A 16,863-nucleotide genomic window follows, 5' to 3' on the forward strand; every position below is an offset into this window, starting at 1 on the left:
AATGTTCCAAAAATTTATAGATCGCCCTGTACTTTCTACAGTAATATCGATCATAATAACCATTTTAGGAGTTCTAGGCTTATCATCATTACCTATTGAACAATACCCAGAAATTGCACCGCCTACCGTACAAGTTACAGCTACATATACAGGCGCAAATGCAGAAACAATTCTAAATAGTGTTATTGTACCATTAGAAGAGGAAATAAACGGTGTGGAAGGAATGACGTACATGACTTCTAGTGCTAGTAACGATGGTGCAGCGAGTATCAGCGTATTTTTTAAGCTAGGTACAGATCCAGATATTGCGGCAGTAAACGTTCAAAACAGAGTTGCTAGAGCAAACAATGTATTACCTAGTAACGTAATCGCAAACGGGGTTATCACTGAAAAAACACAGACAAGTGCATTAATGTTCTTCTCGTTGTTCTCAGAAAATGAAAACTACGATGCCACATTTGTTGAAAACTACGCCAACATCAATATTGTTCCAAAATTACAGCGTATTGAAGGCGTTGGTAGTGTAAATGTTATCGGTGCTAGAGATTATTCTATGCGAGTTTGGTTAAAACCAGATAAAATGGCCGCTTTTAACTTAATGCCTGCAGATATACAAAGTGCACTTAATGAACAAAATGTTGAAGCTGCAACAGGTAAAATTGGTGAAAATGCAGATGGCGTTTACGAATATGTTCTAAAATATAAAGGAAGATTATCTGAAATTTCAGAGTATGAAAATATTGTAATTAAAGCACAAGATAACGGACAGTATTTAAGATTAGGAGATGTTGCCGAAATTGAATTGGGAGCTTTTAATTATGGTACCAAAAATGAAGGTATGGGAAACCCAGGTACAGTTGTGGGTATTTTTCAAACTTCAGCATCAAATGCTAACGAGATAATTAAGCAAATTGAAACAATTCTAAAGGAAAGCAAGAGCGATTTTCCAAAGGGGATAGATTACATAATACCTTATAACTCAAAAGACTTCTTAGATGCTTCTATAGACCATGTTATAACTACTTTAATAGAAGCTTTTATCTTAGTATTTATAGTTGTTTTCTTGTTTTTACAAGATTTTAGATCCACACTAATACCTGCAATTGCAGTACCAGTGGCAATTATTGGTACTTTTTTCTTTCTTCAGCTATTTGGCTATACCATAAATATGTTAACCTTATTCGCAATGATTCTTGCCATTGGTATTGTGGTTGATGATGCCATTGTGGTGGTCGAAGCGGTGCATGCTAAAATGGAGGAAGGTGCTACTAATGCAAAAGTAGCTACCAAATCTGCAATGTCAGAGATTTCTGGTGCAATTATATCCATTACTCTGGTGATGTCCGCTGTGTTTATTCCTGTTTCGTTCATTGAAGGATCTTCTGGAGTTTTTTATCAACAGTTTGGTATTACATTAGCAATCGCTATTTTAATATCAGCTGTAAACGCACTTACGCTAAGTCCAGCTTTGGCCGCCTTGTTTTTAAAGCCTCATACACCTTCTGACGAACACAAGAAAAAGAGTTTATCTAAACGTTTCTTTTCTGCTTTCAATACTGGTTTCGATGCTATAACGGACAAATATATTGGTTCTGTAAAATTTTTAGCGAACAAAAAATGGTTGACAGTTTTATTATTAATCATTTTTACAGGCGTTGCTGCTTTACTTTTCAAGACTACACCTTCAGGATTTATTCCTAATGAAGACCAAGGAATTATTTTTGCCGATATGACTTTGGCTCCTGGTACAACTTTAGAAAAAACACAGGAAACGGTTAAAAAAATGGATTCAATCTACGAGTCTATGGACATTGTTAAGGCTAGAATGAATATTGCAGGTCGAAGTTTATTGAACAATGTTAACGGTGGTTCTTACGGTTTCTCTGTAATAAAACTAAAAGATTTTGAAGAACGTAAAGGAGATGGTCAATCAGTAGATGCTACAATTGGAGCTTTATTTGCTAAAGCCGCAACTATTAAAGATGCTAAAATACTATTCTTTGCACCACCAAGTATTCGTGGTTTTGGTAACTCTGCAGGTTTTGAAGTTAACCTGCAAAGTAAAGACGCAGATGACTGGCATACGGTTAGCAATACAACAAATGAATTTTTAGCTGCATTAAACGCAAGACCTGAAGTTCAATATGCTATTACACAGTTTAACCCAAATTTTCCTCAATACGAATTAGTTGTTGATGTAGAAAAGACAAAATCTGCAGGACTTGCATTAACTGATATCTTTAATACTATGCAGGGATATTATGGTGGCTTATATACCACCGACTTTAATAAATTTGGTAAACAGTATCGTGTAATGATACAGGCTAAACCAGAAGACAGAGCAAATGAAGAATCTATAAATTCTATTTTTGTAACGAATTCTAAGGGTGAATCAGTCTCTATTTCTCAATTCGTTTCTTTCAAGAAAATTTATGGTCCTGAAGTTGTTAGTAGATTTAACCTATTGAGTTCTGTAAAAATAAATGGTGCTCTTAATCCTGGCTACAGTACTGGTGATGCCATTAACGCAATTGAAGAGGTTACTGCGCAAGTATTACCTCAAAATTACACCTATGAATATTCTGGTTTAACAAAAGAAGAAAGTAGTGCCGGTAGTCAAACCATTATCATTTTTGCATTGAGTTTAATATTTGTATACTTTCTTTTAAGTGCCCAATATGAGTCATATATATTACCATTCTCAATTTTATTATCGCTACCAGTAGGTATCGCAGGTGCCATTGCCTTTATAAATTTTGCAGGTTTAGAGAATAATATTTATTTCCAGATTGCATTGATTATGCTTATTGGTCTACTTTCTAAAAATGCTATTCTTATTGTAGAGTTCGCATTGCAACGTAGAAAGCACGGTATGTCTATTATTGACTCTGCAATTGACGGAGCAAAAGCGAGACTTAGACCTATTTTAATGACATCATTCGCCTTCATTCTTGGTTTAATGCCTTTGGCGTTGTCATCAGGTATTGGTGCAGTAGGTAACCGATCTATTGGTATGAGTGCCGTTGGTGGTATGTTAATAGGTACCATTTTCGGTGTATTCGTTATACCGGCATTGTATGTTATTTTCCAATCGCTACAAGAGCGCATTACTGGTGCACCGCAAGAACTTATTGAAGAACCTAAGAACTAAAGAAATCATGAATAAATTAGTATCTAATAAACTTATATTGGTCGCTTTTCTGCCACTTTTATTGCAGTCTTGCTTTACCGCAAAAACATACGAGCGCCCAGATTTGGAAACTGAAAACCTGTTTCGAACCGATAATTTACCTCAAGACAGTGTGTCTTTTGCTTCTGTTTCTTACCAAGACCTTTTTACAGATTCTTATTTGAAGACTTATATTCAAAAAGGATTGGTAAACAACCTTGACATTCGCATTGCACTTCAGAGCATTGCGTCTGCAGAGGCTTATGTTAAGCAAGGTAAAGCTGGTTATTTACCTACTATTACTGGTGCTGCAAGTGCGACCAGAACTGCAAGAACTAGTGAAAACGGACAATTTGGTAGTTTTTTCACTCAGCCTTTCAATCAATATGAAGCATCTGGTACGGCATCTTGGGAAGCTGATATTTGGGGAAAAATAAGAAGTACAAAACGCGCTAGCGATGCAAGCTACTTACAAACAGTAGCAGCGCATAAAGCTGTAAAAACAAGTTTGGTAGCACAAATTGCTACTACTTACTATCAAATTTTAGCTTTAGATAAGCAGATTTCTGTTACCCAAGAAACAATTGAAAACCGTTCTAAAAGTTTAGAGACTATTACAGCTTTAAAAGAAGCAGGGCAAGCAAACCAAGTAGGGGTTGATCAAACAGCTGCGCAATTATATAGCGCTCAAAGTCAATTACTAGACCTTAAAAATGCATTGTATCAAACTGAAAATACCATGAGTATTTTACTAGGCGAACAACCACAAACCTATGCTCGTACCACTTTAGATGAGCAAACTCTGACTAACGATCTACAACTAGGCGTTCCAACTCTTTTACTTCGTAACCGACCTGATATTATGCAGGCAGAATATGGTTTAGTCAATAGTTTTGAACTGACCAATGTTGCTCGAAGCAATTTTTACCCTTCAATTACCCTTTCTGCCCAAGGTGGATTTCAAAGTTTAGAAATTGATGATTGGATAGATTCTAGTTCCATTTTCGCAAATCTAGTAGGTGGCTTAACTCAACCCATTTTTAATGGAAGAAAAATAAGAACAGCTTATGAAGTAGCCCAAGCTCAGCAAGAACAAGCAGTTTATATGTTCAAGAAAACACTTTTAAACGCTGGTCAAGAGGTATCCAATGCTTTGTATGATTATAATATCTCTTTAGAAAAAGAAGAATTTATCTCTAAACAAGTATCAGCATTGAAACGTGCAGAAAGTAATTCTGAAGAATTATTGAATAGTGGTTATTTAACGTACCTAGATCTTTTAACTGCTAGAGAAAATGCTTTAACAGCAGAACTTAGTTTGGTAGATAACAAATTATCACAATTGTCTGCTACGGTTGAGCTATATCGTTCGCTTGGCGGTGGATGGCAATAAGTTCATGTATATTTAAAATGCAGAAAAAAACTAAATATACAGAGCAAGCATTAGTGCTTTTCTCTAAATATGGATGCAAAAGGGTCGGAATGGATGATGTTGCTGAGACCCTTGGCATCTCTAAGAAAACACTGTATGAGGTTTTTGAAAACAAAGATAATTTGGTTCATGAAAGTGTTGCTCTATTACTCAACCGAACGCATGATAAAATGAGCAGGTTTTTTCAACATTCTGAAGAAGCATCAGACCCTTTTGATAAAATTATACATATTTCCAATGTAGGACTTGAGGAGTTAAGAAACTTGAGTCCTACTTTTTTGTTTGGTCTAAAAAAATATTACCCACAGTCTTATAAACTTTATGATGATTTTTCTCAAGCTGTTGTTTGGACATATATTCTTGACCTATTACAAGAGGCCGAAAATGAAGGGCAATTAAGAAAAAACATTAATGTTAAACTTATCTGTGAGCTGTTTCTTCTTAGAATTAACGAGGTTATACTACCCAATAGAGATTTCTTTGATAGCTACAGCAATATAGAATTACTAGAACATTTGGTTATTGTTCCATTAAACGGAATTAGAAAAACTAATTAATCTACCCAATTCTTAAATGGGTGCTTACTTAACTGAGAATTGTAATACTTTACCTCACCTGTAACTTCAATACCCAACCAAGTTGGCTTCTGAAATGATTCATTTTCATCGTTCAGTTCTATTTCGGCAATAGTCAATCCCTCATTATCTCCAAAAAATTCATCAACTTCATAGACATGGTTTCCAACGGTAATTTCATATCTATACTTATCTAGAATTCCTTTTTCACATAATTTCAAAAGTGCATCAGCTTCTTCTACAGATATTTCTTTTTCCCATTCAAACCTAGAAGTACCTGTGGCGTTAGATTTCCCTTTTACAGTAATAAATCCTGCATCACCCTTAATTCTTACTCGTACCGTTCTACTAGGGTCTGTATTCAAAAAACCTTGAACAATACGTGTTTTAGATGTTGCTTCAGATTTGTAATCGTCAGATTTCACCAAAAATTTACGCTCTATTTCTATCATATGAATGGTTAAAACTACTATCCAAAAACTAAGATAAGTCTTAAATTTGCTTATGCCCAATGAAATGCCCTTGCGAAAAATTATTCATGTTGATATGGATGCATTTTATGCCTCTGTAGAAGAATTGGATAACCCTGATTTAAAAGGGAAACCACTGGCAGTAGGTGGCAGTGAAAAAAGAGGTGTAGTTTCTGCAGCGAACTATGAAGCTCGCAAGTTTGGGGTACGTAGTGCAATGAGCGGATTTCAAGCCAAAAAAAACTGCCCACACTTAACCTTCGTTAAACCCAGATTTGAACGGTACAAGGAAATTTCAAAACAAATACGAGCTATCTTTTTTGAGTATACAGATTTAGTTGAACCGCTATCTTTAGATGAAGCTTATCTTGATGTTACAGTCAACAAAAAAGGAAATCCATCCGCTACTATGTTGGCCACTGAAATACGACAACGTATATTAGAGAAAACAGGCTTAAATGCATCCGCAGGTATATCAATCAATAAGTTTATTGCTAAAGTTGCCAGCGATATCAATAAACCCAATGGACAAAAAACAGTAAATCCAGAAGAGGTAATTCCTTTCTTGGAAGAATTAGATATACGTAAGTTCTATGGTGTAGGTAAAGTCACTGCTGAAAAAATGTATAAGCTGGGTATTTTTACCGGTAGTGACCTAAAATCAAAAACAATCGAATTTCTAGCAGAGCATTTTGGTAAGAGCGGTCCTTACTATTACCACGTAGTTCGTGGTATTCATAATAGCGAAGTTAAACCACATCGCATACCAAAATCCGTTGGTGCAGAACGCACTTTCAATGAAAACCTCAGCAGCGAGGTTTTTATGCTAGAACGTTTAGAACATATTGCCCAAGAACTTGAAAGAAGATTGACGAAATCTAAAGTAGCAGGTAAAACTATAACGCTGAAAATAAAATACAGCGATTTCACCTTGAACACAAGAAGTAAAACAATGCCCTATTTTATTGCTGATAAAGACCTTATTTTAGAAACTGCAAAGGACCTTTTGTATCAAGAGGAGCTACAAAACTCCGTTAGACTTCTAGGAATCTCATTATCTAACTTAAATACAGAAGATAAGAAAATTAAAAAAGTTGATGATAAATCAATTTTGGTACAATTAAAATTCGATTTCTAAATATTCAACGTTCATTTTCTCTATTTAAACTAATAATATAAAGTGTTAACAAAAATTAACGGCAATAACTTGTACAGCAGAATTAGCTAGAATAGTTTTGTTCACTTAAATGAAAAAAGGTTTTTTAAAATTTCTTCTTTCTGTCTGTATATTACTATCTGGTATATACAGTCCTCTATTTGCTCATAACAATATAGAGGGTACTTCTTTTCAATCTATTCAACATTTAACCTATTCATTAAACAACAATCTAGAAACTATTGTTGCTCATGATGCGGTATTAAAAAGTTCTTTCAATAATTTAGATAAGGTTCTAGAAATTGAAGCTGTAGAAATTGAGGAAGAAGAAAGCGAACAAACTTTTTTTAAAAAAGATTCTGAGCGCCAACAAGCTTCTATTTCTTTTTACCTATTATCAGTATTATTTTTATTCAGTTATTTTACAAATAGCAATTCACTTCCCAAGCTATTTACTTTTCTACCCATAGCAAATAGGCGCTTTGTCCTATATCAGGTATTTCGTATTTAAAATTTCTTTTGGTCAAGATTGTATTTTGACCTGACATCATTTTTTAGGTAACAGCCCCTTTAGGTTCATTAATCTATTTGTCCTAAAATTTGTGTGTCTCCGCATTTTCAAATTTCATTTTTCCAATCAATTAAATATACATTTTATGACCAAGAGAATCCTCCTGATCACTAGCGCATGCATAGTATTCATTGCGGCTAGCTGTAATTCAAAAAAAGAAAAAAAAGAGGAACATACTAAGTTTCTAATTACAAGTCCCATTAAAAAAGACACTTCCATAACTAAAGATTATGTGTGTCAAATAAATTCCTATAAGCATATAGAGCTTAGAGCCCTTGAAAAAGGATATTTGAAGGAAATTCACGTAGACGAAGGTCAACTCGTAAAAAAAGGGCAAAAAATGTTCAATATTATGCCTAATATCTATGAAGCAGATTTACAAAAAGCAAAAGCCGAGGCTAAAGTTGCCGAAATAGAATTGCAAAACACCCAGCTTTTAACCGATGGTAATGTAGTCTCTAAAAATGAACTCGCCATGGCAAAAGCCAATTTTGACAAAGCCAATGCAGAAGTTTCCTTAGCACAGACCCATTTAGGTTTCACGAACATACGGGCTCCTTTTGATGGTATTATGGATCACCTTCATGCAAGGGAAGGTAGTCTTTTAGATGAAGGCGAATTATTGACCACACTATCGGACAATTCTAAAATGTGGGTGTATTTCAATGTTCCTGAAGCTGAATATTTGGACTACATCATTAGCACGGATAAAGATGATAAAAAAGAAGTGCAACTCTTAATGGCGAACAATAAAAAATTCAACCAAAAAGGCATTGTTGAAACTATTGAGGGTGAGTTTAATAACGAAACCGGTAACATTGCCTTCAGAGCAACTTTCCCTAATCCTGATCAAATTCTTAGGCATGGCGAGACCGGTAGTGTTCTTATGACCATTCCGTTTAAAGATGCATTGATCATCCCTCAAAAAGCAACTTTTGAAATATTAGATAAGCGTTATGTTTTTGTTTTAGACCAAGATGATGTGGTGCACCAAACAGAAATTTCTGTTGCTGCAGAGCTCCCCCACCTTTTTGTTATTAGCAAAGGACTTCAACCAAAAGACAGAATATTGGTTGATGGTATCCGTATGGTTAAAAACAATGAGAAGATTGAAACCGAATTTACCGAGCCAAACGAGGTGATGTCAAAATTGGCGGTTTACGCCGAGTAACCTAAAAACAAAAAACATGTTCAGTAAGTTTATAAAAAGACCGGTATTGGCTATTGTCATATCGGTAATAATCGTATTTGTAGGGTTGCTTTCCATTAAGCAATTGCCTATTTCACAATTCCCTGATATTGCACCTACGACGGTCAATATTTTTATTGCCTACCCTGGTTCAAGTGCGGATGTTTTGGTAAAATCCACGCTTATCCCCTTAGAAACTGCTATAAACGGTGTTCAAGGTATGCGCTATATTGCATCAGATGCTACTAGTGCAGGTGAAGGTACGCTCCGTATTATTTTTGAACCCGGCACAGACCCCAACCAAGCCGTGGTCAGGGTAAAAACAAGAGTAGATCAAGTAATGCCCTTATTGCCGGAATTGGTACAAAGAGAAGGTGTTATCATTACTCCCGTACAGCCCAGTATGTTAATGTACGTGAACCTTTATAGTGACAATAGTGATGACCACGAGCTGTTTCTTTACAACTATGCCTACACTAAAATGATTCCTGAAATTCAGCGAATAGATGGTATTGCAAGTGCTCAAATTTTAGGTAGCCGTAAATATGCTATGCGTGTTTGGTTAAAGCCAGATCGTATGCGTGCCTACAATGTTTCTGCAGAAGAAATTCTTGAAGCTATGGAAGAGCAGAGTATTTTGGCTCGACCAGGTAGAATTGGACAAAGTTCAGGTAAAACATCTCAGTCTTTAGAATATGTACTGCTCTACCAAGATAGGTATGATGAACCACAGCAGTATAAAGACATAATTTTAAAGGCGAATCCTGAAGGTGAAATTTTAACTTTAGGAGATGTTGCCGATGTAGAGTTAGGAAGTGAATTTTTTGATATTTATTCTAACCTAGATGGTAAGCCCTCTGCCTCTATTGTCTTAAAACAAACCTTTGGCAGCAATGCCAGTGATGTAATTGCCGAGGTAAAGGATAAACTGGCAGAACTAAAATCTGAGTTGCCAAGTGGCATGGATTACAAAATTAGTTATGACGTTTCTAACTTCTTAAACGCATCTATAGAACAAGTAATACATACCTTGAGAGATGCATTTATACTGGTTGCCATTGTGGTATTCTTGTTTCTAGGAGATTGGCGCTCTACCTTAATTCCCATTATTGCCGTACCTGTTTCCTTGATAGGTGCATTTTTCATCATGCAATTATTTGGGCTCTCCATTAACCTTATTACCCTTTTTGCCCTTGTGCTCGCCATTGGTATTGTGGTTGATGATGCCATTGTGGTGGTAGAAGCGGTGCATGCCAAAATGGAAGAAACACATTTAGGTCCTTATGACGCGGTAAAACTTGTGGTTAATGAGATTGGTGGCGCAATTATAGCCATTACTTTGGTTATGGTTTCGGTATTTGTACCTATCGCATTCATGACGGGACCAGTAGGTGTTTTCTACAGACAGTTTTCCATAACCATGGCTGGATCTATTATACTATCAGCTATTGTTGCACTAACGTTAACACCGGTGCTTTGTGCCATGATTCTTAAAAACAATCACGGTAAGGAGCGTAAAAAATCACCTATCGATAAATTCATAGATTGGTTCAACAGAGGTTTTGAGAAACTAACTGGTAAATATGTTAAGGTGCTCAATAAAATTGTTGCCAGAAGGGTGCTTACTTTTGGTATTCTAGCCGCGTTCTGCGTTGGTATTTTCTTTACCAATGAAACCTTACCAGCAGGGTTTATACCTAACGAAGATCAAGGTATGATCTATGCCATTATTCAAACTCCGCCGGGTTCCACCTTAGAGCGCACAAATGATGTGGCTAGAAAACTGCAAATTATTTGTGAGGAGACCGAAGGTGTTGAATCTGTTTCTTCCTTAGCAGGTTATGAAATTATGACTGAGGGTCGTGGTTCTAATGCCGGTACGGTTTTAATTAACCTAAAACCTTGGGGAGACCGCCATCATTCCGTTCATGAAATTATGGAAGAGCTTGAGGAGGAAACTAAAGACCTTGGTGCCGTAATTGAATATTTTGAACCGCCTGCCGTACCTGGTTTTGGTTCTTCTGGCGGATTTTCAATGCGTCTTTTAGATAAAACCGACGGAACGGATTATCACGAGTTTGAAAAGATAAATAACGAATTCATGGAAGCTTTATCCGAGCGTGATGAACTTACCGGGTTATTTACTTTTTACTCCGCCAACTATCCGCAGTACGAGTTAAAAATCAATAATAAAATTGCGATGCAAAAAGGGGTTTCCATAGATAAAGCGATGGAAAACCTAAATATTCTTATTGGTAGTACTTATGAGCAAGGTTTTATTCGTTTTGGTAGGTTCTTTAAGGTCTATACCCAAGCAGCTCCAGAATACAGGGCCTTGCCTTCAGATTTAGAAAAACTATTCGTGAAAAACGAAGAAGGTGAAATGGTACCCTACTCGGCATTTATGTCGATGGAGAAAAAGCTTGGTCCTAACGAAATCACCAGATACAACTTGTACAATTCTGCATCAATAAGAGGACTCCCAGCTGCAGGATATACCAGTGGTGATGCCATTAACGCTATTAACGAAGTTGCCGAACAGACCTTACCAAGAGGTTTTGACGTGGCTTGGGAAGGATTGTCATATGACGAAGCACAAAGAGGAAATGAATCTATTTATATTTTCTTGGTCGTTTTAATTTTCGTGTATTTCGTTCTTGCCGCACAGTACGAGAGCTTCCTTCTTCCGTTTGCTATTATTCTTTCATTACCTATTGGAGTGCTAGGCTCTTTCTTTATGCTTAAAGCCATGGGACTTGCGAATGATGTATATGCACAAATTGGACTTATAATGCTGGTGGGTCTTCTAGGCAAGAACGGCGTACTTATCGTGGAATTTGCCGTGCAAAAAAGACGACAGGGAAGCACCATCTTAGAATCTGCCATTGAAGGGGCTAAAGTACGTTTTAGACCTATTTTAATGACCTCATTTGCATTTATCGCCGGTCTTATTCCTCTAGTTATTGCACACGGTGCCGGGGCAATTGCCAATAAAACCATTGGTGGATCTGCCATGGGGGGTATGCTCATGGGTACCCTAATCGGAGTACTTATTATTCCTGGTCTATATTACATTTTCGCTAGAATGGCAGATGGTCGCGGACTTATAAAAGGAGAGTCTGACGAGCCTATTTCTGAAGAGTTTGTACGTGTAAGCGAAGGTGAAAGTAAAACACGACAAAAGCTACGTGAGATAAAACAACTGATTCAAAAACTAACCAAAAAAGAAGACAATGATTAAAGTTATAAATACCATGAAGCATGGAAAATTACTTATCGTGCTTCTAGTGCAAATAGGTTTCTTCTATTCTTGTGTACCTACACGAGAATTAAAAAAAGCTAACAAGAGTCTGCCAGATAATTATGCACAGCAATTGGCGGATACCACTAATAGCGCGCAATTAAAATGGAAAGACTTTTTTAAAGATGAAAACCTTACCAAGCTAATTGATACTGCATTGGCAAACAACCAGGAGTTACGCATAATGATGCAACAGATAGATGTTGCTCAAAATGAAGTAAAAGCTAGAAAAGGAGAATACCTACCTTTTGTCAACTATGGTGTAAGTGCCGAAGTTGAAAAAGTGGGTGAATATACCCGTGATGGTGCTGTAGAACATCATCTCGATATTAAAGACGGTGAAGAATTCCCAGAGCCTCTAACGGATTACTCAGCCGGACTTTTTGCCACTTGGGAACTTGATGTTTGGAAGAAGCTTCGCAACTCTAAAAAGGCTGCTGCACTGGAATATTTATCTACCATTGAGGGGAAAAACTTTATGGTAACTAGGTTAATTGCCGAGATAGCCGATTCTTATTACGAGTTGATAGCCTTAGACAATCAATTAGCTATTATTGAGCAAAACTTAGAGTTGCAAAGTAATGCTCTAAAAATGGTACGATTACAAAAAGAAGCCGCACGTGCCACTGAACTTGCCGTTAGAAGATTTGAAGCAGAAGTATTAAAAAACCAAAGTCACAAGTTTGAGGTGCAACAAGAAATTGTTGAAACTGAAAACAAGCTTAATTTTTTAATTGGTAGACAGCCGCAACATATAGTCCGTAATTCTGGTGGATTCATAGATACACAAATGGATACTGTTTACGCGGGTTTACCATCGCAATTGCTTTTAAATAGACCAGATATTAGACAAGCAGAATTTGAGTTGGAAGCTGCCAAGTTAAATATCAAAGTAGCACGAGCTAACTTCTACCCATCAATTGGTTTAAAAGCAGGTGTTGGGCTACAGGCATTTAAAGCTAAATATCTAACAGAAACACCAGAATCACTTTTGTACAGTGCAGTTGGTGATATTGTTGGACCATTAATCAATAGAAATGCTATTAAAGCGGCATACAATACAGCAAATTCAAAACAAATTCAAGCGGTTTATGAATATGAAAAAGCAATTTTAGGCGGATATATAGAAGTGGTAAATCAGCTTTCTAAAATGGAGAACCTTCAAAAGAGCTATAATCTGAAAGAAAACCAGGTAAAAGCATTGACAGAATCTATCGATTTATCTACACGGTTATTTCAATCGGCTAGAATTGAATATATAGAAGTTTTGCTCACCCAACGTGAAGCTTTGGAATCGAAAATGGAATTGGTAGAAACCAAAAAAGACCAACTTATGGCTAGGGTAAACATTTACCAGGCTTTAGGTGGTGGATGGAATTAAGCAGATTACACGCAATTAAATATCTTTTTTTTGACCCTAACAGATATAAATCTTGTTAGGGTTTTTTATTGTTTTGACTATTTTTTTGTTAAAAAAAGCATTTTAGTGTTCAACCTTTCCAATTACTTTTTAAAGTATAAGTGACGAAGACTTAAACATTTATGCTAATCCTACCTTAAAATTTTAATCATAACAGGTTAATTTTTAGCTTTATCCCTAATTGCTATGAAAAAGAAATTTTAATTATCTCTCTAAACTACGCATATGATAGATTTAAAAGATTACGATAATGCCGTGATCAAGTTTAGAAAAAGTTTAAACTATAATTTGTTGCCTGTTCTTTCTTGGGACTTTTATGCTCCTAATTACGAAGTAATAAAACAAACAGAAGAGGATTCGGTTGCTCTTTTAAGTTTAGTTTCCACCAATTCTTGGGATTTTGACACGGATATCATTGATACCAAATTAAAATCTGACAAGAATATTGTGGTGGTAACAGATGCTCAATTAAACATTGTTTTTGCAACCAAGAACATGTGGAATATGAGTCAATATTATCCAGAAGAAATTATAGGTAAGAATCCTAAGATGTTTCAAGGTGATTTAACCTCGCAATCTACTTTAAAAATAGTTTCTAATGCTGTTAAAGAAAAGAAACCATTTGAAGTTACGGTAGTCAACTACAGAAAAGATGGGTCCACGTATAATTGTTGGATTCAAGGCCATCCTATATTTGATAAGAAAGGTGAAATGGTCAACTTTATAGCTTTTGAAAAAGAAGTTGCCTAATATTTAAGTTTAGTGTAAAAAAAAGGGTCGCTATTGGCGACCCTTTTTTATTGAATATGATAACAGACTAAATATCGCCCGACTCTATTTCACTAACTCTTAAGGTATTTACCATACCTTTATCTTTAATTGGCATTGCAGCAAGGCTAATAATCATATCTCCTACTTGCAAATAACCTTTATTGAAAGCGATACGGTTTACGTCATCTACAGTATCATCAGTAGATACAAACTTATCATAATAAAAGGCCTTTACTCCCCATAAAAGATTCAATTGTGTAAGAATTCTTTTGTTTGATGTAAATACAAGAATATGTGCACTAGGTCTCCATGCAGAAATCTGAAAAGCAGTATATCCACTATTTGTCAATGTAGAAATCGCCTTCGCCTTTATATCATTTGCCATTGTAGCGGCGTGGTAGCATATAGATTTGGTTATAAATCTCTTGGTACGAATATGTGGTGGATCGTGTGGTACATGAATTAAATCCGACCCTTCTACACTCTCTAAAATACTAGACATTTTTTCAATAACCTGTACAGGATAGTTACCCACAGAGGTTTCACCAGATAACATTACAGCATCTGCACCATCCATTACTGAATTTGCAACATCATTTACTTCTGCTCTGGTTGGTGTAAGACTAGTAATCATTGTCTCCATCATTTGAGTAGCAATAATTACCGGTATTCTAGCTTTCTTAGCTCTTAGCACCAATTGCTTTTGAATTAATGGAACCTCATGTGCAGGAACCTCAACGCCTAAATCTCCACGAGCTACCATTAAACCATCACAATACGCAACAATTTTATCGATATTCTCTACAGCCTCTGGCTTTTCAATTTTAGCAATGATCGGAATTTTATGCTCAGAATGTTTATTGATTATATTTTGAAGATCAATTAAATCTTGACTGAAACGAACAAATGAAAGTGCGATCCAATCTACCTCTAAAGAAATAGCGAACTCAGCATCTTTAATATCCTTTGGAGTAAGTGCCGGTAAAGAGATATTAGTATTTGGTAGGTTTACACCCTTCTTGGATTTCAACGGACCACCTTGTATTACTTTGGCAAGAACCTCATCTTCTCCATTGGTTTTAACAACCTCGAACATTAATTTACCATCATCTAAAAGAATACGCTCCCCAGCTTTTACATCTCTTGGGAATTCTTTGTAATTCATGTAAACGCGTTCAGCAGAACCTTCAAAAGGCTCGCCTGTTACAAATGTTATTTCATCACCTGGGCTAACTACAACGTCACCTGCCATTACGCCTACACGTAATTTTGGTCCTTGTAAATCCGCTAAAATAGATGTGTACGTATCCATTTCATCATTTAACTCACGTATCATAGTTACGCGCTCTTTTACATCATCGTAATCTGCATGAGAAAAGTTAATTCTGAATACATCTACTCCTGCATCAATCATGCTCCTGAGTACCTCTTTCTTGCTAGTTGCAGGACCTAATGTCGCTACAATTTTCGTCTTTTTTACAGTTGGCATATTTAAAAAATTAGATTGTTCTTTGATTTTAGTTTGTCAGTACTTATTTCATATGCTGCCATAACTCTGGGCAACATTAATATGTTCTTTATTAAGGCGTTGATATCAACATCCTTCTCTGTTTCTATTTTTAATAGATAATCAACATCCTTATACTCAGGTATGAGCCTAGGGATTTTATATGTTGTTTCATTCTTAAATAAATCGTCATGGACTATGAGCTCTTTTTCAGTACTATGATTGGCAATCAATACCCAATACATATCATTATACTCATCTTCCCAATCAAATATGGGAAACGATTTATTCTCGTCAAGAATAAAATTTTTTTTTGCTCTTACAAATTTTGCCTTAATAGTTTTATTTAAGCCGTAGGCCAATGCAAAATCTTCTAAGGTAGTGTGTAAAGCTATAAGGCTAAAAGATTCATCATAAAAATCATCATTTATTTTATAAGTCGTAGCCATACTTCAACAAAACGGTAAATATAGAACTTCTAAGCTATAAAGCCTAGTTAGATAAATTGATAAAAACACATTAAAAGTTATTAAAATGTTAGCTTTTTATCATTTTGTTAAGTGATTAATTCCCCATTTTATCCTGTAGGGCAAAAAAGGCTCTTTTTGAGGCTCTTTCTTCAGCTTTCTTTTTTGAGGTAGCCCTTGCCTTCGCAACTACATCGCCCCCTATTGAAAGTCTAACGGCAAAATGCTTTAAGGGATCATTGCCCGTGTCTTCATAAACATCAAAATCAAAAGATTTCTTTTTCTTCTGACACCATTCGATTACCAAACTCTTATAACTTATAACCCTACCTTCTAATTGTTCAATATCAACGTAAGGATCTACGACTCTCTTATAGATGAATTTTTCGCAATATTTATAACCGCGATCCAAATAAATTGCACCAACAAGTGCCTCAAATACATTACCGTGTATATTTTGACCAAAGTGAGATTTAGGGATCCTACTTTCCACAAAATTAATTAACCCAAGGTCTTTGCCCAATTCATTTAAGTGCTCTCTACTTACAATTTTAGATCGCATTTTAGTAAGGTAACCTTCGTCACCCTCTGGGACTTCATTATAAAGGTGTTTAGATATAATGGTACCTAGCATAGAATCTCCTAAAAATTCTAATCGTTCATAATTCATGGCATTACCCTCTTCATCTTTTTTATTCATTGACCTATGAAGAAAGGCTTTTTTATAAAAGGATAATGTTTTGGGCTTAAAACCTAAGATTTTGGTTATTCCCAAAAAAAAATCCCCATCCTCTTTTGGATGGGAATTAAATAAGTTTGTGGGAAATGACATAAA

13 protein-coding genes are annotated in these 16,863 nt (G+C 35.8%); 9 read left to right on the forward strand and 4 right to left on the reverse strand.

Annotated elements, in window-relative coordinates; translation table 11 throughout:
* Window position 1: 1 nt before the first annotated feature.
* Genes UH1x_RS07750 through UH1x_RS07760 form a run of 3 tightly spaced genes read left to right on the forward strand, consistent with a single transcriptional unit; the run spans window position 2 to window position 5,158 of the window.
* A complete protein-coding gene (locus UH1x_RS07750; protein WP_482626049.1) occupies window positions 2–3,151 on the forward strand; it encodes an efflux RND transporter permease subunit in 3,150 nt (1,049 codons plus the stop codon).
* 7 nt (window positions 3,152–3,158) lie between these two features.
* The gene (locus UH1x_RS07755; protein ID WP_482626050.1) at window positions 3,159–4,562 is read left to right on the forward strand and encodes a TolC family protein; all 1,404 of its coding nucleotides are present in this window, start codon (window positions 3,159–3,161) and stop codon (window positions 4,560–4,562) included.
* Window positions 4,563–4,579: 17 nt separating this feature from the next.
* The gene (locus tag UH1x_RS07760; RefSeq protein WP_482626051.1) at window positions 4,580–5,158 is read left to right on the forward strand and encodes a TetR/AcrR family transcriptional regulator; all 579 of its coding nucleotides are present in this window, start codon (window positions 4,580–4,582) and stop codon (window positions 5,156–5,158) included.
* On the opposite strand, the gene UH1x_RS07765 is transcribed toward UH1x_RS07760, so the two are convergent.
* The gene (locus tag UH1x_RS07765) at window positions 5,155–5,628 is read right to left on the reverse strand and encodes a CYTH domain-containing protein (protein ID WP_482626052.1); all 474 of its coding nucleotides are present in this window, start codon (window positions 5,626–5,628) and stop codon (window positions 5,155–5,157) included. The genes UH1x_RS07760 and UH1x_RS07765 overlap by 4 nt on opposite strands.
* 52 nt (window positions 5,629–5,680) lie before the next feature.
* Here UH1x_RS07765 and dinB point away from each other — a divergent pair, with 52 nt between their 5' ends.
* The 6 genes from dinB (at window position 5,681) to UH1x_RS07795 (ending at window position 14,033) form a co-directional block, all read left to right on the forward strand.
* Window positions 5,681–6,784, forward strand: a complete 1,104-nt coding sequence (gene dinB, locus UH1x_RS07770) for a DNA polymerase IV (protein ID WP_482626053.1) — start codon at window positions 5,681–5,683, stop codon at window positions 6,782–6,784.
* Between the two features lie 109 nt (window positions 6,785–6,893).
* The gene (locus UH1x_RS07775) at window positions 6,894–7,313 is read left to right on the forward strand and encodes a hypothetical protein (RefSeq protein WP_482626054.1); all 420 of its coding nucleotides are present in this window, start codon (window positions 6,894–6,896) and stop codon (window positions 7,311–7,313) included.
* Between the two features lie 145 nt (window positions 7,314–7,458).
* Window positions 7,459–8,544 carry an efflux RND transporter periplasmic adaptor subunit gene (locus tag UH1x_RS07780; RefSeq protein ID WP_482626055.1) on the forward strand — a complete coding sequence of 362 codons (1,086 nt, stop codon included), beginning with the start codon at window positions 7,459–7,461 and terminating at the stop codon, window positions 8,542–8,544.
* 16 nt (window positions 8,545–8,560) lie between these two features.
* Entirely contained in the window at window positions 8,561–11,803 is a 3,243-nt protein-coding gene (locus UH1x_RS07785) for an efflux RND transporter permease subunit (RefSeq protein ID WP_482626056.1), read from the forward strand.
* Window positions 11,796–13,244: a TolC family protein gene (locus tag UH1x_RS07790; protein WP_482626057.1), complete on the forward strand. Its 1,449-nt coding sequence runs from the start codon at window positions 11,796–11,798 to the stop codon at window positions 13,242–13,244. The genes UH1x_RS07785 and UH1x_RS07790 overlap by 8 nt, the downstream gene beginning before the upstream one ends.
* A gap of 264 nt (window positions 13,245–13,508) precedes the next feature.
* Window positions 13,509–14,033: a PAS domain-containing protein gene (locus tag UH1x_RS07795; RefSeq protein WP_482626058.1), complete on the forward strand. Its 525-nt coding sequence runs from the start codon at window positions 13,509–13,511 to the stop codon at window positions 14,031–14,033.
* A 67-nt stretch (window positions 14,034–14,100) separates the two neighbouring features.
* Here the strand turns inward: UH1x_RS07795 and pyk are convergent, their stop codons facing one another.
* The 3 genes from pyk to rnc form a co-directional block, all read right to left on the reverse strand.
* Entirely contained in the window at window positions 14,101–15,543 is a 1,443-nt protein-coding gene (gene pyk / locus UH1x_RS07800) for a pyruvate kinase (RefSeq protein ID WP_482626059.1), read from the reverse strand.
* Between the two features lie 2 nt (window positions 15,544–15,545).
* A complete protein-coding gene (locus UH1x_RS07805) occupies window positions 15,546–16,010 on the reverse strand; it encodes an IPExxxVDY family protein (RefSeq protein WP_482626060.1) in 465 nt (154 codons plus the stop codon).
* 115 nt (window positions 16,011–16,125) lie between these two features.
* A complete protein-coding gene (gene rnc, locus UH1x_RS07810; protein ID WP_276493327.1) occupies window positions 16,126–16,860 on the reverse strand; it encodes a ribonuclease III in 735 nt (244 codons plus the stop codon).
* Between the last annotated feature and the right edge of the window lie 3 nt (window positions 16,861–16,863).

This window comes from Maribacter sp. UH1, assembly GCF_056839145.1.

What these genes read in the sequence shown, in the direction of transcription:
- UH1x_RS07750 (WP_482626049.1), top strand. Translation starts at nt 2, where the DNA reads ATGTTCCAAAAATTTATAGATCGCCCTGTACTTTCTACAGTAATATCG.
- UH1x_RS07755 (WP_482626050.1), top strand. Translation starts at nt 3,159, where the DNA reads ATGAATAAATTAGTATCTAATAAACTTATATTGGTCGCTTTTCTGCCA.
- UH1x_RS07760 (WP_482626051.1), top strand. Translation starts at nt 4,580, where the DNA reads ATGCAGAAAAAAACTAAATATACAGAGCAAGCATTAGTGCTTTTCTCT.
- UH1x_RS07765 (WP_482626052.1), bottom strand. Translation starts at nt 5,628, where the DNA reads ATGATAGAAATAGAGCGTAAATTTTTGGTGAAATCTGACGATTACAAA.
- dinB (WP_482626053.1), top strand. Translation starts at nt 5,681, where the DNA reads ATGCCCAATGAAATGCCCTTGCGAAAAATTATTCATGTTGATATGGAT.
- UH1x_RS07775 (WP_482626054.1), top strand. Translation starts at nt 6,894, where the DNA reads ATGAAAAAAGGTTTTTTAAAATTTCTTCTTTCTGTCTGTATATTACTA.
- UH1x_RS07780 (WP_482626055.1), top strand. Translation starts at nt 7,459, where the DNA reads ATGACCAAGAGAATCCTCCTGATCACTAGCGCATGCATAGTATTCATT.
- UH1x_RS07785 (WP_482626056.1), top strand. Translation starts at nt 8,561, where the DNA reads ATGTTCAGTAAGTTTATAAAAAGACCGGTATTGGCTATTGTCATATCG.
- UH1x_RS07790 (WP_482626057.1), top strand. Translation starts at nt 11,796, where the DNA reads ATGATTAAAGTTATAAATACCATGAAGCATGGAAAATTACTTATCGTG.
- UH1x_RS07795 (WP_482626058.1), top strand. Translation starts at nt 13,509, where the DNA reads ATGATAGATTTAAAAGATTACGATAATGCCGTGATCAAGTTTAGAAAA.
- pyk (WP_482626059.1), bottom strand. Translation starts at nt 15,543, where the DNA reads ATGCCAACTGTAAAAAAGACGAAAATTGTAGCGACATTAGGTCCTGCA.
- UH1x_RS07805 (WP_482626060.1), bottom strand. Translation starts at nt 16,010, where the DNA reads ATGGCTACGACTTATAAAATAAATGATGATTTTTATGATGAATCTTTT.
- rnc (WP_276493327.1), bottom strand. Translation starts at nt 16,860, where the DNA reads ATGTCATTTCCCACAAACTTATTTAATTCCCATCCAAAAGAGGATGGG.